14 protein-coding genes are annotated in these 20,192 nt (G+C 71.8%); 4 read left to right on the top strand and 10 right to left on the bottom strand.

Annotated elements, in window-relative coordinates; all coding sequences use genetic code 11:
• Nucleotides 1-173 precede the first annotated feature (173 nt).
• The 5 genes from ffh to nsdA form a co-directional block, all read right to left on the bottom strand.
• Nucleotides 174-1,727: a signal recognition particle protein gene (gene ffh, locus ACZ7G1_RS12210; RefSeq protein WP_470872017.1), complete on the bottom strand. Its 1,554-nt coding sequence runs from the start codon at nucleotides 1,725-1,727 to the stop codon at nucleotides 174-176.
• 89 nt (nucleotides 1,728-1,816) lie between these two features.
• Nucleotides 1,817-4,294: a [protein-PII] uridylyltransferase gene (locus tag ACZ7G1_RS12205; RefSeq protein WP_470872019.1), complete on the bottom strand. Its 2,478-nt coding sequence runs from the start codon at nucleotides 4,292-4,294 to the stop codon at nucleotides 1,817-1,819.
• 21 nt (nucleotides 4,295-4,315) lie between these two features.
• A complete protein-coding gene (locus ACZ7G1_RS12200) occupies nucleotides 4,316-4,654 on the bottom strand; it encodes a P-II family nitrogen regulator (protein ID WP_004924863.1) in 339 nt (112 codons plus the stop codon).
• Nucleotides 4,651-5,997, bottom strand: coding sequence for an ammonium transporter (locus ACZ7G1_RS12195; RefSeq protein ID WP_470872021.1), 1,347 nt, complete (start codon nucleotides 5,995-5,997; stop codon nucleotides 4,651-4,653). Before ACZ7G1_RS12195 ends, ACZ7G1_RS12200 begins: the two co-directional genes overlap by 4 nt.
• Before the next feature lie 327 nt (nucleotides 5,998-6,324).
• Nucleotides 6,325-7,800: a transcriptional repressor NsdA gene (nsdA, locus tag ACZ7G1_RS12190; RefSeq protein ID WP_470872023.1), complete on the bottom strand. Its 1,476-nt coding sequence runs from the start codon at nucleotides 7,798-7,800 to the stop codon at nucleotides 6,325-6,327.
• A gap of 425 nt (nucleotides 7,801-8,225) precedes the next feature.
• Between nsdA and ACZ7G1_RS12185 the strand changes: the two genes are divergently transcribed.
• Nucleotides 8,226-8,879: a bifunctional DNA primase/polymerase gene (locus ACZ7G1_RS12185; RefSeq protein ID WP_470872025.1), complete on the top strand. Its 654-nt coding sequence runs from the start codon at nucleotides 8,226-8,228 to the stop codon at nucleotides 8,877-8,879.
• 63 nt (nucleotides 8,880-8,942) lie between these two features.
• On the opposite strand, the gene ftsY is transcribed toward ACZ7G1_RS12185, so the two are convergent.
• Nucleotides 8,943-10,166: a signal recognition particle-docking protein FtsY gene (gene ftsY / locus ACZ7G1_RS12180; protein WP_470872027.1), complete on the bottom strand. Its 1,224-nt coding sequence runs from the start codon at nucleotides 10,164-10,166 to the stop codon at nucleotides 8,943-8,945.
• A gap of 87 nt (nucleotides 10,167-10,253) precedes the next feature.
• Between ftsY and ACZ7G1_RS12175 the strand changes: the two genes are divergently transcribed.
• Together ACZ7G1_RS12175 and ACZ7G1_RS12170 are read left to right on the top strand one after the other, a co-directional pair.
• Nucleotides 10,254-11,708, top strand: a complete 1,455-nt coding sequence (locus ACZ7G1_RS12175; protein WP_470872029.1) for a cytosine permease — start codon at nucleotides 10,254-10,256, stop codon at nucleotides 11,706-11,708.
• A 58-nt stretch (nucleotides 11,709-11,766) separates the two neighbouring features.
• Nucleotides 11,767-12,738 (top strand): LLM class flavin-dependent oxidoreductase, encoded by a 972-nt coding sequence (locus ACZ7G1_RS12170; RefSeq protein WP_470872030.1) that lies wholly within the window; start codon nucleotides 11,767-11,769, stop codon nucleotides 12,736-12,738.
• A gap of 75 nt (nucleotides 12,739-12,813) precedes the next feature.
• Here ACZ7G1_RS12170 and ACZ7G1_RS12165 read toward each other — a convergent pair whose 3' ends face one another.
• The 4 genes from ACZ7G1_RS12165 to ACZ7G1_RS12150 form a co-directional block, all read right to left on the bottom strand.
• The gene (locus ACZ7G1_RS12165) at nucleotides 12,814-14,247 is read right to left on the bottom strand and encodes a sugar porter family MFS transporter (RefSeq protein ID WP_470872032.1); all 1,434 of its coding nucleotides are present in this window, start codon (nucleotides 14,245-14,247) and stop codon (nucleotides 12,814-12,816) included.
• A gap of 181 nt (nucleotides 14,248-14,428) precedes the next feature.
• Nucleotides 14,429-17,983: a chromosome segregation protein SMC gene (smc, locus tag ACZ7G1_RS12160; RefSeq protein WP_470872034.1), complete on the bottom strand. Its 3,555-nt coding sequence runs from the start codon at nucleotides 17,981-17,983 to the stop codon at nucleotides 14,429-14,431.
• A 166-nt stretch (nucleotides 17,984-18,149) separates the two neighbouring features.
• A complete protein-coding gene (locus tag ACZ7G1_RS12155) occupies nucleotides 18,150-18,368 on the bottom strand; it encodes a hypothetical protein (RefSeq protein WP_015036455.1) in 219 nt (72 codons plus the stop codon).
• A 390-nt stretch (nucleotides 18,369-18,758) separates the two neighbouring features.
• Nucleotides 18,759-19,040 (bottom strand): acylphosphatase, encoded by a 282-nt coding sequence (locus tag ACZ7G1_RS12150; RefSeq protein ID WP_470872035.1) that lies wholly within the window; start codon nucleotides 19,038-19,040, stop codon nucleotides 18,759-18,761.
• A gap of 207 nt (nucleotides 19,041-19,247) precedes the next feature.
• On the opposite strand from ACZ7G1_RS12150, the gene ACZ7G1_RS12145 reads away from it, so the two are divergent.
• Nucleotides 19,248-20,165 (top strand): CAP domain-containing protein, encoded by a 918-nt coding sequence (locus ACZ7G1_RS12145; protein WP_470872037.1) that lies wholly within the window; start codon nucleotides 19,248-19,250, stop codon nucleotides 20,163-20,165.
• Nucleotides 20,166-20,192: the final 27 nt, after the last annotated feature.

The raw sequence follows: 20,192 nt of genomic DNA, 5'->3' as shown, positions 1-20,192 counted from the left end.
GGGGGGGGCAGGGGGGGCAGACAGTGCCCCCCCCCCCCCCGCACCCCCCCACGACAAAAGAAGAGAGGGGTTTTTTCGGGGGGGGGGGGGGGGGGGGGGGGGGGGGGTGGGTTCTCCCCCCCCCCCCCCCCCCCCCTCCACGTACTCGCACCCGCAGTACGAGCTACGAGCCGTCAGCTCATGAACTTCTTGAACTCGTCCGGGAGCTCGAAGTCCTTCGGGGCCTGACCCGCCGCCGGCAGACCGAAGGCGCCGCCCGCCTGCGCCTGCTCGCGGCGCTCGGCGGCCGCCTGCTCCTCGGCCTTCCGCTTCATCGGGTTCCCGCTCTTGCGCTTGCCCTTGGCCTGCTTGATCTGCTTCTTCTGCCGGCCGGGGCCGCCGCCCATGCCCGGGATGCCCGGCATCCCCGGCATGCCGCCGCCCTGCGCCATGCGGGACATCATCTTGCGGGCCTCGAAGAACCGCTCGACGAGGCCCTTGACCGCGCTGACCTCGGCGCCCGAACCCTTGGCGATACGGGCCCGGCGGGAGCCGTTGATGATCGTCGGGTCCTGGCGCTCGGCCGGCGTCATCGACTTGATGATGGCGGCCATGCGGTCGACGTCACGCTCGTCGATGTTGGCGATCTGCTCCTTCATCTGGCCCATGCCCGGGAGCATGCCGAGGAGCTTGGAGATGGAGCCCATCCGGCGGACCTGGTCCATCTGCGCCAGGAAGTCGTCGAGGGTGAACTCCTGGCCCTTCTTCGACGCGAGCTTCGAGGCCATCTTGGCGGCCTCTTCCTCGTCGAAGGTCTGCTGGGCCTTCTCGATGAGCGACAGCATGTCGCCCATGCCGAGGATGCGGGACGCCATGCGGTCCGGGTGGAACGCGTCGAAGTCGTCCAGCTTCTCGCCGTTGGAGGCGAACATGATCTGCTTGCCGGTGACGTGCGCGATGGAGAGCGCGGCACCACCGCGGGCGTCGCCGTCGAGCTTCGAGAGCACCACGCCGTCGAAGCCGACGCCGTCGCGGAAGGCCTCGGCGGTGTTGACCGCGTCCTGACCGATCATGGCGTCGACGACGAAGAGGACCTCGTCGGGGCTGACCGCGTCGCGGATGTCCGCGGCCTGCTGCATCAGCTCCTGGTCGATGCCGAGGCGGCCGGCGGTGTCGACGATCACGACGTCGTACATCTTGGTCCGCGCGTACTCGATCGAGTCCTTCGCGACCTGCACCGGGTCACCGACGCCGTTGCCCGGCTGCGGGCCGTAGAAGGCCACGCCCGCGCGGTCGGCGACGACCGACAGCTGGTTGACGGCGTTCGGACGCTGCAGGTCACACGCCACGAGCAGCGGCGAGTGCCCCTGCCCCTTCAGCCACACACCGAGCTTTCCGGCGAGCGTCGTCTTACCGGCACCCTGCAGACCCGCCAGCATGATCACGGTCGGCCCGGACTTGGCGAACCGCAGACGACGGGTCTCGCCACCGAGGATCGCCACCAGCTCGTCGTTGACGATCTTGATGACCTGCTGGCTGGGGTTCAGCGCCTTGGAGACCTCGGCGCCGAGGGCCCTCTCCTTGACGTTCTTGATGAACGCGCGGACGACGGGCAGGGCGACGTCGGCCTCGAGGAGGGCGATACGGATTTCCCGGGCCGCGCTGTCGATGTCCTGCTCGGAGAGGCGGCCTTTGCCCCGGAGGGACTTGAAAGTCGCGCTGAGGCGGTCGGAAAGCGTATCGAACACGGTGGTCGCGATCCTCGGGGTCGGGGCGGATGGTCGCCACCCAGGGTATCCGGCCCGGGGGCGGAACCAGCAGCCCCCGGGTCACGCGCTCAGCGCAAGGCCTCCTCCAGGGTGCGGGCGAGGTCGACGGCTTCCTCGTCGGGGAGGAGCGAGCCGTCCGGGCGGGTGACGTAGAGGGTGTCGACGGCGTTGGCGCCGAGGGTGGAGACGTGGGCGCTGCGGACGCGGACGGTGGCGCCTTCGAGGGCGCGGCCGATGCGGTGGAGGAGGCCGGGGGCGTCCTGGGCGCGGACCTCGATGACGGTGGCGAGGCGGGAGTCGGCGGCGGCGACGGTGACGCGGGGCGGCGGGGCGGCGAGGCCGCGGCGGCGCGGGTAGGCGGCGTCGCGTTCGGCGAGGCGGGCGGGGACGTCGAGGGTGCCGTCGAGGGCCCGGACGAGGTCGGCGCGGAGCCGGGCGGCCTCGGGCAGTGAGCCGTATTCGGCGGCGACCCGCCAGTCGAGGACGAGGACGGAGCCGGAGCCGAGGGCGGTGGGCAGTTCCACGGCCCTGAGGTCGGCGGCGCGGACGGTGAGCCGGTGGAGGGCGAGGACGCCGGCGGCGGCGGGGAGGACGCCGGGCTGGTCGGGCAGGGCGATGAGGAGTTCGACGCCGATGGGCTCGGGTTCCTCGGGCTCCGCGACGACGGGTTCGGTGCGCAGGGCGAGGACGGGTTCTCCGGTGCGGAGGGCCTCGATGGCGAGCCGTTCCTGTTCGGCGCTGGGCGCGGCGGCCTCGGGGTCGGGCGGGGTCTCGCCCGTGAGGACGCCCGCGACGCGTTTGACCAGGTCGGCGACGAGCGAGGCGCGCCAGGACGACCAGGCGGCGGGGCCGGTGGCGAGGGCGTCGGCCTCGGTGAGGGCGTGCAGGAGTTCGAGGGTGCCGAGGGTGCCGACGGCGTGGGCGACGGACTGGACGGTGGCGGGGTCGTCGAGGTCGCGGCGGGTGGCGGTCTCGACGAGGAGGAGGTGGTGGCGGACGACGGTGGCGATGACGCCGACGTCGGTGCGGTCGAAGCCGATGCGGGTGGCGACGTCCCGGGCGATGGTCTCGCCGGCGACGGAGTGGTCGCCGGGCCAGCCCTTGCCGATGTCGTGGAGGAGCGCGGCGACGAGGAGGAGGTCGGGGCGGCCGACGCGGCGGGTGAGGGAGGAGGCGCGGACGGCGGTCTCGACGAGGTGGCGGTCGACGGTCCAGGTGTGGACGGGGTTGCGCTGGGGCCGGCAGCGGACGCGTTCCCAGTCGGGGATCAGCAGGGTGATGAGCCCTTCGGCCTCCAGGGCCTCCCAGACGGGCACGGTGGCCTCGCCGGCGCCGAGGAGGGTGACGAGTTCCTCGCGCGCCTCGGCGGGCCACGGCACCGGGAGCGGTTTGGCGGCCGCGGCGAGCCGGCGTACGGCGTGCAGGGAGATCGGCAGGGCGGACTGGGCGGCCGCGGCGGCGGCCCGCAGGGGCAGGACGGGGTCGCGTTCGGGCCGGGCGCTGAGGGCGAGGACGGCCTCGCCGTCCATCTCGACGACGCCTTCGGCGAGCGGGGTCCGCTCGACGGGAGGTTTCCCGGCTCCGACCCGGCCGCCGGCGGTACGCCCTCCGCTGCCGCGGCCGCCCAGGATCGAGCGCAGCCGGGGCCGGGCCGAGCGGGCCTTGAGGACGCGGTTGACCTCGCGCCAGGTGACGTCGGTGGCGTACGAGATGGTCCGGGCGGCCTCGTACACCTGGCGGAGCAGGGTGTCGGCGTCGAGGAGGCCGAGTTCGGCGGCGACGGCGTCCTGTTCCTGGAGGGCGAGCCGGTCGGTGGCGCGTCCCGTGACGAGGTGGAGGGCGTCGCGGGCGTCGAGGAGGCGGCGGCGGGCGTCGTCGAGGCCTTCGCGGGGGGCGTCGGCGAGCCAGGAGGCGGCGACGGCGCGGAGGGCCTGGGCGTCGCGGAGGCCGCCCCTGGCCTCCTTGAGGTCGGGTTCGAGGAGGAACTGCAGCTCCCCCATGCGTTCGGCCCGTTCCCGGCAGAGTTCGTCGAGTTCGGGGAGGCGCTTGGGGGCCTGGTTGCGCCAGTCGGCGAGGACGGTGGTGCGCAGGGCGGCGACGAGTCCGGCGTCTCCGGCGACGGTCCTGGCGTCAAGCAGGCCGAGCTGGACCTTGAGGTCCTCGGTGGCGGTGGCGCGGGCCTCGGCGGGGGTGCGGACGGAGTGGTCGAGGGCCATGCCGAGGTCCCAGACGGGGTACCAGAGCCGGTCGGCGAGGGCGGCGACGGTGTCCTTGTCGGCGCTGCCGTCGTGGAGCAGGAGGAGGTCGAGGTCGCTGCGCGGGGAGAGTTCGGCGCGGCCGTAGCCGCCGACGGCGACGAGGGCGACTCCCCGGGGCGGTGCGGCGGCGGCGAAGAGGCCGGCCAGCCAGTCGTCGGTGAGCCGGGCCAGGGCGGAACGGCGCGGCGGCCCGGACCGCTCCTTCTCGTGGAGAAGGAGCAGCCGGGCCGCCGCGTAACCGCCGGGTCCCGAATCTTCGGTCTCTGTACTCGCTTCGAGGCTCGTCACCCGGCGGCTCCTCACGTGTGCTTACAGTGCGTCCGGACCGCGCTCGCCGGTGCGGACCCGTACGGCGGTCTCGACCGGCACGCTCCACACCTTGCCGTCACCGATCTTGCCGGTTCGGGCGGCCTTGACGACGACATCGATGAGCTGTTCGGCGTCGTCGTCCTCGACGAGGACCTCGATGCGGATCTTGGGGACGAGGTCGACGGTGTACTCGGCACCGCGGTAGACCTCGGTGTGACCGCGCTGGCGGCCGTAGCCGCTGGCCTCGGTGACGGTCAGGCCGTGGACCCCGAAGGCCTGGAGGGCCTCCTTGATCTCGTCGAGCCGGTGCGGCTTCACGACCGCGGTGATGAGCTTCATGCGTCCACCTTCTTGTTCTCGCTCAGGACCGGCGTGGCCACGGAGGTGCTGCGTCCGGTGATGCCGCCGCCGGCGCCGCTGAAGTCGTACGCGGTCTCGGCGTGCTCGACCTGGTCGATGCCGGAGACCTCGTCGTCCTCGCTGACCCGCATCCCCATCGTCTTGTCGATGATCAGGGCGAGGACCGCGGAGACGATCAGAGAGTAGGCGAGGACCGCGAAGACGCCGATGGCCTGCTTGCCGAGCTGTTCGAGGCCGCCGCCGTAGAAGAGGCCCTTGGCGTCGGACTGGACGCCGCCGGTGGCGAAGAAGCCGACCAGGAGGGAGCCGATGACACCGCCGACGAGGTGGACGCCGACGACGTCGAGGGAGTCGTCGTAGCCGAACTTGTACTTGAGGCCGACGGCCATGGCGCAGACGAGGCCGGCGACCGCGCCGATGGCGATGGCGCCGAGCGGGGAGCAGGAGCCGCCGGAGGGGGTGATGGCGACGAGGCCGGCGACCGCGCCGGAGGCGGCGCCGAGGGTGGTGAAGGAGCCGTGGCGGAGCTTCTCGTAGGCGAGCCAGGCGAGCATGGCGGCGGCGGTGGCGACCTGGGTGTTGACGAACATCACGGCGCCGACGCCGTCGTCGTTGCCGAGCCAGGAGCCGGCGTTGAAGCCGAACCAGCCGAACCAGAGGAGGCCCGCGCCGAGCATGACCAGCGGGAGGCTGTGCGGGCGCATCGGGTCCTTCTTGAAGCCGACGCGCTTGCCGATGACGAGGATGACGCCGAGGGCCGCGGCACCGGCGTTGATGTGGACGGCCGTACCGCCGGCGAAGTCGATGACCCCCATGTCGAAGAGCCAGCCGCCGGTGCCCCAGACCCAGTGGGCGACGGGGAAGTAGACGACGGTGACCCAGAGCGTGATGAAGAGCGCCCAGGCGGTGAACTTGACGCGGTCGGCGAGGGCACCGCTGATGAGGGCGGGCGTGATGATCGCGAACATCAGCTGGAAGACGGCGAAGACGTACACCGGGATGGTGTAGCCGTCCCAGAGTTCGGTGATGCCGATGCCGCTGAGGCCGACGTACTCGGAGGACCAGCCGACGATCGAGCCGATGTCGGTGCCGAAGGCCATGCTGAAGCCGAACAGCACCCAGAGGATCGTGACGATGCCGAGGCTGATGAAGCTCATCATCAGCATGTTCAGCGTGGACTTGACGCGGACCATGCCTCCGTAGAAGAAGGCGAGTGCCGGGGTCATCAGCATGACCAGGGCAGAGCAGATGAGCATGAACCCGGTGTTGGCGGCGGACAGCTCGGGGGCGTCTGCTGCCAGGGTCGTGATGGCTGGTGCCATCGGCGTCTCCTCGTCGTCGGTACGGCCTGTGCGGGGCGGGGCCGGAGAGAGCGGCGGCCGTGAGGGCGTGGCCGGTTATGGGCCAGAGATTCGCGCAGCGCGGTTTCCGTCGATGCCGCTCGATGTTTCGGCCCAGTGACGAAGGGGTGCGACGTGTTACGCGGCCGTGAACGGCCGTGTCACGGCGAGGTAACGCCCGTACCCGCGCGAAGAACGAAGCCGGCCGCGCCTGGCCGTCCGTGTGACCTTGCGGCGGGGGAGCCGAATCGGGCAGTACGGGACGTCCGGCGCGGCCGGGGTACGGGGGCCTCGCGGGTGACGGGAGGGTCAGACCGCTTCGGCGGCCTCGGGGAGGAGCTGGGTGAGGCGGTCGGTGAGCTGGACGACCTCGGCGACGTCGCTGTAGTTGCGGGCGGCGTTGTCGACGGTCTTGCGGAGCCGGGTGTTGACCCGCTCGGAGCGGATGCTGCGGGCGACCCCGAGGGCCTTCTCGGCGAGGACGACGGACTGCTCGGGCTCGCGCTTGAGGAGGTGGACGGTGGCCATGCCGATGAGGTTGAGCGCGTACGACCGCTGGTGGTCGGGGTCCTTCTCGAAGAGTTCGACGGCCCGCTCCATGACGGGCTCGGCGAGCGAGGCGTAGGTCGGCGAGCGGCCGGCGACATAGGCGAGGTCGCGGTAGGAGTGGGAGTTCTCGCCGTTGAGCTCGGCCTCGGAGAAGAAGCCGATCCAGTCGGGCTCGGGCTCGCCGTCGAGGCCCACGTCGGCGAAGGTGTCCTCGGCCATCCGGACGGCCCGCTTGCACTTGGAGGGCTGGCCCATGTTGGCGTAGGCGCGGGCCTCCATCGCATACAGCATGGCCTGGGTGCGGGGGGTGGCGCAGTCCCGACTGCCGTACTGGGCGAGGTGGATGAGTTCGAGGGCGTCGTCGGGCCGGCCGAGGTGGATCATCTGGCGGCTCATGGAGGAGAGGATGTACGAGCCGAGCGGCTTGTCGCCGGCTTCCTTCGCGGCGTGCAGGGCGAGCACGAAGTACTTCTGGGCGGTGGGCTGGAGGCCCACGTCGTAGCTCATCCAGCCGGCGAGTTCGGCGAGTTCGGCGGCGCAGGTGAAGAGGCGCTTGGCGGTGGCGGCCGGCTGGGGCTCCTGGAGGAGGTCGGTGACCTCGTGGAGCTGTCCGACGACGGCCTTGCGGCGCAGTCCGCCGCCGCACTGGGCGTCCCACTTGCGGAACATGGCGGTGGTGGACTCCAGGAGGTCGAGCTCGACCTCGGAGAGCCGGTTGGGGCGGCGGGCTTCGGCGAGCGGGTCGGGCCGCTCGATGTCGCCGGCCGGGGTGGGGACGAGCCAGCGCTGCATCGGTTCGATGAGGGCGGGTCCGGCGGCGAGCGACAGGGACGAGCCGAGGAAGCCGCGGCGGGCGAGCATCAGGTCGCTGCGGGAGAACTCGCTGAGCAGGGCGACGGTCTGCGGCCCGGCCCAGGGCAGGTCGACGCCGGAGACGGACGGCGACTGGTGGGCGGTGCGCAGGCCGAGGTCCTCGATGGCGACGACGGAGCCGAAGCGCTCGGAGAACAGCTCGGAGAGGATGCGCGGGATGGGTTCGCGGGGCTGCTCGCCGTCGAGCCAGCGGCGCACCCGGGAGGTGTCGGTGGAGATGTGGTGCGCGCCCATCTGGCGCGCCCTGCGGTTCACTTGCCGCGCGAGTTCGCCCTTGGACCAGCCGCTGCGCACGAACCACGAGCCCAGCTGCTCGTTCGGGCGCTTGCCGGCAGTCGTACCGTCTGCGCCGTTGCCGCCCACTGGAACGCCCCCATCCACCTGATTGCCTGTCGTGCGAACCCCTATCAGAATGCCGTGTCTCGCGGCACCCGTCCGGCGTTCGCACTCCTTCGAACTGGAAACCGGGTTGCCTCCGGCATACCCGCGTGCGCAAGCGGCCCCCGGGTTCGAGTACCGAAAGTAATCCTACGATCACCCCTCTACGAGGGCGATTCAAGAAACGCCACCATTCGCCACCCCTTCGAATGAACTCGCCGCCCGTGGAACGCGATTCACTTGACATGCGACGAACCGGAGTGAGCGGACGGATGCGCGGAGAGGCGCGCGCACCGGCCCGCACCACCCCCGTCACGACCGTGCGCCACGCTGGGCGACGGAGCGTGACGAAGGGTGACGGCGGTGCTCCGGGTCGTAACCACCGGCGCGCTCGACCCGTTGGAGGGGGCATGGGTTTCACGATCGGCGGCATTCGTGAGATGCGGTCCGGCGCACGCCGCCGCGTACGCACCACGGAGTGCACAGCGGTGGCGGAGTACACAGGACTGTGGGGCTGGGACGTGGCCCCCGGGGCGCGGGCCGTCTCCGGCCAGTGCTCCTGCGGGGACCGGGCCTGTACGGCCCCGGGCGCGCACCCCCTCTCCTTCGCGGAACCGGTCCCGGCCGGCGCCGGCCTCGACGACGCCACGAAGGCCTGGTCCGAGTACCCGGGCGCGGCGCTGCTGCTGCCGGTCGGCAAGGCCTTCGACGTGATCGAGGTCGCGGAGGCGGCGGGCCGGCGGGCGCTGGTGCGCCTGGAGCGCATGGGGCTGCCGCTGGGCCCGGTGTGCGCGACCCCGACCGGCCGGGCGCGGTTCTTCGTGGCGCCGGGCGCCGCGGCCGAGCTGCCGCAGCTGCTCTACCGGATGGGCTGGGACGACGCCGATCTGGACCTGCACTGTCTGGGGCCGGGCAGCTACGTCACCGCTCCCCCGTCGGACCTCGGCGGGCTCGGGCCGGTGCACTGGCTGCGGCCGCCGACGCTGGACACGGCGGGCGCGCCGCCGCAGGCGCGGCTGCTGCTCGGCACCCTGGCGTACATCTGTCACCGGACGCACTTCTAGAAGTACCTGAGGGCCCCCGCCATCGGATGGCGGGGGCCCTCACGCGTGCGCGTGGAGCGCGGGTCAGTCGCCGATCAGGGCGTCGACGAAGGCGCCCGGCTCGAAGGGGGCCAGGTCGTCCGGGCCCTCGCCGAGGCCGACCAGCTTGACCGGGACGCCCAGCTCGCGCTGGACGGCGATGACGATGCCGCCCTTGGCGGTGCCGTCGAGCTTGGTCAGCACGATGCCGGTGATGTCGACCACCTCGGCGAAGACGCGGGCCTGGATCAGACCGTTCTGGCCGGTGGTGGCGTCGAGGACGAGGAGGATCTCGTCGAGCGGGCCGTGCTTCTCGACGACCCGCTTGACCTTGCCGAGCTCGTCCATGAGGCCGGTCTTGGTGTGCAGTCGGCCGGCGGTGTCGATGAGGACGACGTCCGCGCCCTCGGCGATGCCCTCCTTGACCGCGTCGAAGGCGATCGACGCCGGGTCGCCGCCCTCGGGACCGCGCACGGTGCGGGCGCCGACGCGCTCGCCCCAGGTCTGGAGCTGGTCGGCGGCGGCGGCGCGGAAGGTGTCGGCGGCGCCGAGGACGACGGACTTGCCGTCGGCGACCAGGACACGGGCCAGCTTGCCGGTGGTGGTGGTCTTGCCGGTGCCGTTGACGCCGACGACCATGACGATGCCCGGGACGTCCGCGGGGCTCTCGGTCTTCACCGTGCGGTCGAGGTCGGGGCCGAGGAGGGTGACGAGCTCCTCGCGGAGCAGGCCGCGCAGCTCGTCGGGGGTGCGGGTGCCGAGCACCTTGACCCGCTCGCGCAGCCGCTCGACGAGCTCCTGGGTGGGGGCGACGCCGACGTCGGCGGTGAGGAGGGTCTCCTCGATCTCCTCCCAGGTGTCCTCGTCCAGGTGCTCGCGGGACAGCAGCGTGAGCAGCCCCTTCCCGAGCGAGTTCTGGGAGCGGGCGAGGCGGGCCCGGAGCCGTACGAGACGGCCGGCGGTGGGCTCGGGGACCTCGATCTCGGGAGCGGCGGGCTCCTCGACGAGGGGCTCCTCGACCGCGACCGGGGCTTCGGGGGTCGCTTCGGTGGGGAGCTGGACCTCCTCGACCGTGCGGCGTGGTTCCTCCCGCGGCGTCTCCGCCTCCTCGCCGACGTGCGGTTCGGCGGGCGGAGCGGTGATGGTCGGCGTGGTGGACGGCGGCTCGGCAGGCGGCAGCTGCTTCTTCTTGCGACCGCTGATCACGAGCCCGCTCGTCACGGCGACCGCGACGACCAGAGCGATGACTACAGCAAGGATGAGTTCCATAACGCGTCCAGTATCGGCCACGAGGACGCCATAGGTGGAGCACGTACAGTGGGTGGTTCCCCCACATCTGTCCTACGGAGTACACCTATGCCCCACGCCTCCGACGCCGCAGGCGCCCCGCACGACGGCGCCTTGGAGACCCGCGGTCTCGAACCGGTCCCGGACGCCGAGCGGACCGGGCGCGTCCGTGAGCTCTTCCCGACCTGGGTGGCGGCCAACATCAGTGTGCTGCTGCTCACGATGGGCGCCGGCCTGGTGGTCTTCAACGGCCTGAACTTCTGGCAGGTCCTGGTCGTGGCGGTGGTCGCGCCGATCCTGTCGTACGGGATCGTCGGGCTCATCTCCATCGCGGGGAAGCGCGGCGGGGCCCCCGGCATGGCGCTGTCGCGGGCCGTGTTCGGTCAGCGCGGAAACCTTTTCCCGGGGGCGCTGATCTGGGTGGCCCGCTGGGGCTGGGAGACGATCAACGCGGTCGCGGGGGCGTACGCGGTGCTGACCGTCCTCGACCTGGTCTTCGGCGTGAAGTCGAACACGCTCCTCATCGTGGTGACCCTGCTGCTCTTCGTGACCTGCACGTTCTTGGTCTCGGGCCTGGGGATCAACGCGCTGCGGGTGTGCAGCAAGTGGTCGACGTACCTCTTCGGCGCCTTCTCGGTGCTGGTCCTGGTCTATCTGGTGGCGAACACCGACTGGTCGGCGGTCTTCGAGAAGCCGGCCGGTTCGACGGCGATGATGGTCGCGGGCATCGGCACGATCGCGGCCGGCGGCATCAGCTGGGTGCCCTCGGGCCCGGACTTCACGCGCTACCTCCCCCGGACGGCCTCCTCGCGCGCGATGGTCGGCTCGACGATCGGCGGCGCCGGGATCGTGGTGCTGCCGATGGTGCTGATGGGCGCGGTGATGGCGGTGTCCACGCCGGACCTGGCGTCGGCTCAGGACCCGGTCTCGTTCATCGGCGAGCTGCTTCCGATGTGGATCTCGGTGCCGTATCTGCTGATCGCGCTGATCGGGATGCTGCTGATCAACTCGATGTCGATGTACTCGGCCGGGTTCACCGCGCAGACCCTGGGCATCAAGGTGTCGCGGGCGGCGGCGGTGAGCGTGAACGCGGTGATCAGCCTGGTCTTCGGCTTCCTCCTGATGGTGGTGGCGACCAGCTTCACCGGCTCGTTCATCTCCTTCCTGACGCTGCTCGCGGTGGCGTTCTCGGCGTGGATCGGGGTGTTCGGCGTGGACATGCTGCGGCGGCGCTCGTACGACGCGGCGGCGCTGATGGACACCACGAGGACCAGCGCGTACTGGTACCGGGGCGGTTTCGCCTGGCAGGCGATGACGGCCTGGGCGGTGGCGCTGGTCGTGGGCCTGCTCTTCACGAAGGTCGACTGGTTCGCCGGTCCGCTCGCCTCGTCCTGGGTCGGCGAGAACGGTCTTGGCTGGGCGGCGACGATCGTGGTCGCGGGCGTGCTGTACGCGGTGCTGCCGCGGACGCCCGAGCGGGCGCCGGTGGATCCGGACGAGGTCCGCGAGACCGTTTCCATCTGACGTCACGTCAGATAACGTCCCCCTTCGCCGGTATCCCACCCGCGGAGGGGGACTTCCCATGCCGTTCACCGTCGTACGGTTCAACCTCGTCGATCCCCGCGCGACCCCCGCATCCCTCTCCGCCCGCTACCGGGCCGCCGTCGAGATGGCCGCGTACGCCGACGGGCACGGCGTCGACACGGTGCAGACCGAGGAGCACCACGGGGTCGGCAACAACTGGCTGCCCTCCCCCTTCGCCTTCGCGGGCGCGGTCTTCGGGGCCACCGAGCGCATCGCGGTCACCGTCTCGGCGATCATCGGGCCGCTGCACGACCCGCTGCGGCTCGCCGAGGACATCGCGGTCCTCGATCTGCTCAGCGGGGGACGCCTGGTGACGGTGGCGGGGATCGGCTACCGGCCGGAGGAGTACGAGGAGCGCGGGGTCGACTGGGGCCGGCGCGGCAAGCTCCAGGACCTGCTCCTGGAGACCCTGCTCACGGCCTGGACCGGGGAGCCGTTCAGCTATCAGGGCCGTACGGTACGGGTCACCCCGCGCCCCTTCACCCAGCCGCATCCGATGCTGCTCGTCGGGGGCTCCTCACGGGCGGCGGCGCGGCGGGCGGCCCGGCTCGGGCTGCCGTTCTTCCCGAGCGCGCACCTGCCGGAGCTCGACGCTTACTACCGGGAGCGGTGCGCGGAGTACGGCACCGAGGGCTGGACGATGATGCCGGCCGAGGAGACCCCGCTGCTCCACCTGTCGGAGGACCCGGACCGGACCTGGGCGGAGTACGGGGAACACTTCCTGCACGAGGCGCGGACGTACGCCTCCTGGCAGTCGAAGGACATCACCTCGGCGGTCCGGTCGACGGCGACGACGGTGGCGGAGCTGCGGGCGGAGGGGGTGTACCGGGTCGTCACCCCCGAGGAGTGCCTGGCGCTCGGTCTGGAGAGCCTCGTCCTGCATCCGCTGTGCGGCGGGATGCCGGTGGAGGAGGGCTGGCGCAGCGTGCGCCTCTTCTGCGACGAGGTGGTGCCGCGACTGGGGGCCTGACGGCGTACTGCCCCGGCGCGAGGCGTGGGCCTCGGGCCGGGCCAGTTCCGTGGGTGAGGAGAGGGGCAGCGGGGATTAGCCCATCTCCTCCAACGCCTTGCCCTTGGTCTCCTTGACGTACTTGAGCACGAAGGGGATCGAGAGCACGGCGAAGACCGTGTAGATGATGTAGGTGCCGGAGAGGTTCCAGTCCGCGAGGGACGGGAAGCTGGCGGTGATGGCCCAGTTGGCGATCCACTGGGCGGAGGCGGCGACGCCGAGGGCGGCCGCGCGGATCCGGTTGGGGAACATCTCGCCGAGGAACACCCAGACGACCACGCCCCACGAGAGGGCGAAGAAGAGCACGAAGACGTGGGCGGCGACGAGCGCCACGACGCCCTGGGTCTCGGGCAGCTTGCCGTCGACGAGGTCGGCGGAGAAGGCCCAGGCCTCGAAGGCGAGGGCGACGGCCATGCCGACGGAGCCGACGAGGGCGAGCGGCTTGCGGCCGACCCGGTCGACCAGGACCATCGCGATCACGGTGCCGATGATGTTGATGATCGACGTGGTGAACGAGTAGAAGAACGAGCTCGACGGGTCGATGCCGACGGACTGCCAGAGGGTCGCGGAGTAGTAGAACGCGACGTTGATGCCGACGAGCTGCTGGAAGACCGAGAGTCCGATGCCGACCCAGACGATGGGCAGCAGCTTCGACTTGCTGCCGGCGACGAGCAGGTCCCTGAAGGTGGACTTGTGCTCGCTGCGCATGGCCCGGTCGATCTCGGCGACGCGCTGGTCGAGGTCGACGCCGTGGCCCTCGACCTCGGCGAGCACCTCCTTGGCCCGGTCGGTCTTCCCGACGGAGATGAGGAAGCGGGGGGACTCGGGGATCGCGAAGGAGAGCATGCCGTAGAGCAGGGCGGGGACGACCATCACGCCGAGCATCCACTGCCAGGCCTCGATGCCGCCGATCTCGCCGCGCTGGTCGCCGTCGGCGAGCTGGAGGATGCCGTAGTTGACGAGCTGGGAGATGGCGATGCCGATGACGATCGCGGCCTGCTGGAAGGAGCCGAGGCGGCCTCGGTAGGCGGCGGGGGCGACCTCGGCGATGTAGGCGGGGCCGATCACGGAGGCCATGCCGATGGCGAAGCCGCCGATGATCCGCCAGAGGGCCAGGTCCCAGAGGGCGAAGGGCAGCGCGGAGCCGACGGCGCTGACGGCGAAGAGCACGGCGGAGATCTGCATGCAGCGGATGCGGCCGATGCGGTCGGCGATCCGGCCTGCGGTGGCGGCGCCGATGGCGCAGCCGATCAGGGCGATGGCGATGACCTGGGCGAGGGTTCCGGAGCCGATGTCGTAGCGGTCCCGGATCGCCTCGACGGCGCCGTTGATGACGGAGCTGTCGTAGCCGAAGAGGAATCCGCCCATCGCGGCGGAGGCCGTGATGAAGATGACGTGGCCGAGGTGGTCCGGGTGGGCGGCTCGGCCTTCGGAAGGCGGCGGCGTGGGCGCCTGCGCGGTGTTGGTCACATGGACTCCTCGGTGGGGGGAAGCCCTTCCAGTGGCGCACAACTTCACGCCGCCCACCACGTGAAGGTAAAAGCAACGTTGCAGAGACTATGCCTTCAAGTTTCGAAGTCAATAGCCGATGTCGTATGACTTTAAGAGAGGTGGAAGGGAGTCATCATTCAAGTCTTGAACGTAGGACTCTTCAGCGGAGCCGCTGGCTGATCACCTTCGAGACGCCGTCGCCCTGCATGGACACGCCGTACAGCGCGTCGGCGACCTCCATCGTCCGCTTCTGGTGGGTGATCACGATCAGCTGCGAGGACTCCTGGAGCTCCTGCATGATCCGGATCAGCCGCTGGAGGTTGGTGTCGTCCAGCGCCGCCTCGACCTCGTCCATCACGTAGAACGGGCTGGGCCGCGCCTTGAAGATCGACACCAGCAGCGCCACGGCCGTCAGCGACCGCTCGCCGCCCGAGAGCAGCGAGAGGCGCTTGACCTTCTTGCCCGGCGGGCGGGCCTCCACGTCGACGCCGGTGGTGAGCATGTTGTCCGGGTCGGTGAGGATCAGCCGGCCCTCGCCGCCGGGGAACAGCCGCGAGAAGACGCCCTCGAACTCACGGGCCGTGTCCCGGTACGCCTCCGTGAAGACCTGCTCGACGCGTACGTCGACCTCCTTCACGACCTGAAGCAGGTCGGCCCGGGTCTTCTTCAGGTCCTCCAGCTGCTCCGAGAGGAACCGGTGCCGCTCCTCCAGAGCCGCGAACTCCTCCAGGGCCAGCGGATTGACCTTGCCGAGCTGGTGGTACGCCCGTTCGGCTGCTTTGAGCCGCTTCTCCTGCTCCGAACGGACGAACGGACGCGGCGCGGCGGCGGCTTCGTCCGAGTCGCCCCGGTCGCTTCCGTCCTCGGCCGGCGACGGCAGTACGGGCTGGTCGGGGCCGTACTCGGCGACCAGGTCGGCCGCCTCGACACCGAACTCCTCAAGGGCCTTCGTCTGCAGCTGCTCGATCCGCATCCGCTTCTCGGCGCCGAGCACCTCGCCCCGGTGCACGGAGTCGGTCAGCTTGTCGAGCTCGTCCTTGAGGTCCCGGGCCCGCGACCGGGCGGCCGTCAGGCCCTCCTCGCGATCGGCCCTCGCGGTCCGGGCCGCGGCCCGCTCCCGCTCGGCGCGGTCGAGCGAGACCTCGACATGGGCGAGGAGCGTCCGGGCGCCCGCGGCGACCGCGCCCGCGACCCGCTCCTCGTGGCGCAGCCGCTCCCGGCGCCGCTCGGCACGCGCGCGTGCCTCCCGTTCGGCGCGGGCCGCCCGGTCGAGCGAGTCGGCCCGTCCGGCGAGCCCCTTGACCCGTTCCTCGTGGGTACGGACCTGGAGCCGCGCCTCCATCTCGGCCTGGCGCGCCTGGGTGCCGTCGACGGCGAGCCGGTCGCGGACGGAGGTGTCGGGCTCGTCGTCGCCGTCCCCGGGGGCGGTGGCCTCCTCGGCGACGAGCAGCCGTTCGGCCAGCTCCTCGGCGTCGGCGGTGGCCTTCTCCAGGGCCTCCTGGGCGCGGGCGGCGGCCGCCGCGGTCCGCTCGGCCTCCCCCGCCGCTCCCCTGGCCTGTCCCGCGAGCCGCCCGAGCTCCTTGGCGACGGTCGACTTCTCGCGCTCGGCGGTACGGCGGAGGGCGTCGAGCTCCTCGACCAGCGCGGCCGCGGTGCGGCGCCGCTCGTCGGCCGACTGCCGCTCCTCGGCCAAGGCCGCGCAGCGCAGGGTCAGTTCGTCGAGCTCCGCGGCGGCCTCGGCCACCGAGGCCTGGACTTCGAGCAGGCTGGGCGCCCCGGCGGAGCCGCCCTGGGCGAAGTGCGCGCCGAGCAGGTCCCCTTCGGCGGTCACCGCGGTCAGCGCGGGCTTGGCCCTGACCAGCTCGACGGCCGCGTCGAGGTCCTCGACGACCACGACGCCGGCGAGCAGGCGGCGGACGGCGCCCATGAGTTCGGCGGGTCCGCGTACCAGGCCGGCGGCGTGGACGTGCCCGTCGGCGGCGTCCGGCCCGGCCGGTTCGGTGGCGTCCGTCAGGAGCAGCGAGGCGCGGCCCGCGTCCTGCTTGCGCAGCAGGCGGAGGGCGTCGGCGGCGGCGGAGGGTCCGGTGGCGGCGATCGCGTCGGCGGCCGCGCCGAGGGCCGCGGCGACGGGGATCTCGTATCCCGGGGTGACGGTGAGGAGTTCGGCCGCGGGGCCGAGGAGCCCGGCGAGACCTGCGGTACGGAGGGTGCCGGTGCCGTCCTTGCGGCGCAGGCCGAGGGCGAGGGTCTCGTGGCGGGCGCGGGTGGCGGCGCGGAGGCTCTCGGCGGCACCGGCGGCCTCGCGGGCGGCGCTCAGGGCGGCCTCGGCGTCGGCCAGTTCGCGGCGGGCGGCCTCGTACCGTTCGGCGTGCTCGGTGTCCTCCGCGTCGAGGCCGTCGACCTCCGCCCTGAGCTGCTCGTACTCCTCCTGGGCGGCGACCGCCCGCTCCCCCGCCTCGTCGCGGGCGGCGGCGAGCCGGTCGATCTCGGCCTGGGCGGCGGCGGCGCGCGAACGGGCCGCGTTGACCTGGCCGTGCAGCCGGGCGAGGCCCTCGCGGCGGTCGGCGATGGCCCTGGCCTGGTCCTTGAGGCGGCGCTCCTCGGCCGTCAGCGCGGTCTCGAGTCCGGCGCGGTGGCCGACGGCGTCCTCCAGGGCGCGTTCGGCCTCCTCAAGGGCCGCTTCGAGTTCGGCTTCCTGTTCGCGGACCCGGGCGGCCTCCCGCTCCAGGTCCTCCGGGTCGCGGCCGCGCCGCTCGTCGGCGGGCGCGGCGGTGGCGCTCTTCACGCGCGCGTCGGCCAGGGAGACGGTGCCGCGGACTCGTTCGGCGAGCTGGGAGAGGTCGTACCAGCTCTGCTGGGCGCGTTCGAGGCGCGGCACCAGGGCGCGGGCCTCCGCTTCGAGGCCGGCCTCCCGGGCGAGCGCGGCGCGCAGCTCGGTCTCGGTGGCCTCCTTGCGGGCGAGCAGCGCCGTCTCGTCGGCGACTTCGGCGGTGAGCGCCTTCTGGAGGTGGACGAGGTCGTCGGCGAGGATGCGCAGGCGGGCGTCGCGCAGGTCGGCCTGGATGACGACGGCCCGGCGGGCGACGGCGGCCTGCCGGCCGAGGGGCTTGAGCTGGCGGCGCAGTTCGTCGGCGAGGTCCTGCACGCGGGCGAGGTTGGCCTGCATCGCGTCCAGCTTCCGCAGCGCCTTCTCCTTGCGCTTGCGGTGCTTGAGGACGCCGGCGGCCTCCTCGATGAAGGCGCGGCGGCCCATCGGGTCGGCGTGCAGCACGGAGTCGAGCTGGCCCTGTCCGACGATGACGTGCATCTCGCGCCCGATGCCGGAGTCGGAGAGCAGGTCCTGGAAGTCCATCAGCCGGCAGGTGTCGCCGTTGATCTGGTACTCGCTGCTGCCGCCCCGGAACATGATCCGGGTGAGGGTGACCTCGGCGTAGTCGATGGGCAGCGCGCCGTCGGAGTTGTCGATGGTCAGCGAGACCTCGGCGCGGCCGAGCGGCGGGCGCCCGGTCGTGCCGGCGAAAATGACGTCCTCCATCTTGCCGCCGCGCAGCGACTTGGCGCCCTGCTCGCCCATGACCCAGGACAGCGCGTCCACGACATTGGACTTGCCGGATCCGTTGGGTCCCACGACGCAGGTGATCCCTGGTTCGAACCGCAGGGTGGTCGCCGAGGCGAACGATTTGAATCCGCGGAGGGTCAGGGCCTTGAGGTGCACCCCGGGGACTCTACCGGGGCACACGCGTTTCACCCGCGAAGGCGGGGGGCAGATCCTCGGGTGAGGAGGGGTGGGACGTGGGGGAAACGGCGGGTGAAAGAGAGAAGGGACGCCGAAGCGCCCCTTGCAAGGAGTGTTTCCCACCTGGCCCCACGGGGCTGGGTTGTCAGGTGAGCGCAGGCTCCGCCTGGGGTACGTCGAGGTCGATGCTGTTCAGCAGCGACTCTCCCTGGTGCTGAGCGGCGGCAGCGGCGAGCGAGTCGTTCTCGGACTGAATCCGTACCAGCTCGGATTCGAGGTCCTGGACGCGCTGCTGAAGCCGTCGCATCTCGGCGAGGAGTCGCGGGTCGGAGCCGCCGACGTAACCGAGAAGCGCCTTTGCCATGATGGATGGTCCTCCACAATGAGTGACCGACCGTAGCGGTGTGGGTCGTGAGGGATTCGCACCCGCGGTGCTCGGCAGTACTGCTTGTCGTGCCGGTTCCACTGCCAAACAGCTAAGGTGCGCGGGGCTTCCAGAGTCTCACCAAAAAGTTTGACGGTCAACACGATCACGCCCCGTTTGAAGGGGCGACCGAGGGGTCCACCACCGCTCAGCACGCGGCGGGTCCTCGCAACTCGGTGCCTCAGGGCGTCGCGATCATCCTTAACCGGCAGCCTTGCACGACGGACGCACATTGGCAACCACCAGGCGGTTTCCCCCTCACCGCCTCGGTGACCGCGCGTCCGCCCGGCGCCCCGCAGGGTCACCGGACGGGTGTTCCACGGGTCACGGTCAGCGGATGGCGAAGCTGTCGTAGCCGCCGCGAGGGGTGTCCCAGATCTCAGTGACACCGTCCACGCGCCCGGGTGTGTCGGAGGACCGGAGCCAGTCGAGCAGACGGTGGCAATTCTCACGCGGCCCCTCGGCCACGACCTGCACGCGGCCGTCGTCGAGGTTCAGGGCGAAGCCCACCAGGCCGCCGATCTCCAGTGCGTTTGCCCTGGTGAACCAGCGAAAGCCCACTCCCTGCACCCGGCCGCGTACCCAGGCGGTCATCCGTACGTCGTCACTCATGGCTGCACGCTAACGGGTGAAATGCCATATGAGCACGTCACCCCCGGCGTTTCATGGCGTACAGTCCCGACGAACACGGCTCACCCGTTCGGGCGCACGCCGTTCGACTGTCACACCGGACAGGTGCCGACAGCAAAGATCAGCAAAGACTCAGCACGGACCACGCGGACCGCACGGTCCACCCGGATCAGCAGGAAGGCAGAGCAGATGGGACGCCACCGTCGCTCCGGCGCCGCACCCGCCGCAGAAGACTACGCGGCGGGTGCGGACCGCCGGCACCGGGGTGCCCTCCGTGGGCGGCCCGTCCGCACCGGCCTGCTCGGCGTCTCCGCGGCGGTCGCGGTCGGCGCCGTCGCCGTCGCCTCCGGCCTGCTGCCCGGCGGGGACACGTTCACGGTCGGCAGCGCCGGCAGCAGCGAGCACCAGCAGCAGGCCCGGCAGGCCGCCGAGCTGACCACGCAGGGCGGGGCCACCCAGACCCCGGCCGGCACCTCCGGCGGCACGGGTTCCGGCAAGGCCGGCGGCGGTTCGGTCTCCCCTTCGGCGACCCCGTCCGCCAAGCCGAGCCCCAAGACGACCCCGAAGCCCACGCCGACGCCGACGCCGTCGAAGACGACGAAGGCCGCCGTGAAGCCCACGGCTCCCAGGACGACGGCCGCGCCCACCACGAAGGCGCCCGCGCCCAAGCCCGAGCCGGCCAGGACGGCGGCCTCCGAGAAGGCCGTGGTCACCTCCACCGCCGACCGCGGCGCCGCCGCCGAGGCCGAGGTCGTCCGGCTCGTCAACGTCGAGCGCGCCAAGGTCGGCTGCACCCCGATCCGCTCGGACGCCCGGCTCGCCGCGCTGGCCGGCGCGTTCAGCGCCGACATGGCCAACCGGGGCTTCTTCGACCACACCGACCCCGACGGCGACACCCCCTGGGCCCGAGCCCAGCAGGCCGGCGTCTCCGGCATGGGCGGCGAGAACATCGCCCGCGGCCAGGTGGACGCCGCCGCCGTCATGACCTCCTGGATGAACAGCGACGGCCACCGCGCCAACATCCTCAACTGCGACTTCACCACCCTCGGCGTCGGCGTCCACTTCGCCGACGGCGGCCCCTGGTGGACCCAGGACTTCGGCTACTGAGCCGTACCCCCGCGGATACGCGAGAGG

It is taken from the genome of Streptomyces sp. NPDC037273 (genome assembly GCF_055603625.1).
Note: the sequence above shows the minus strand (reverse complement) of the source record. Positions and strands in the feature narration are given on the sequence as shown.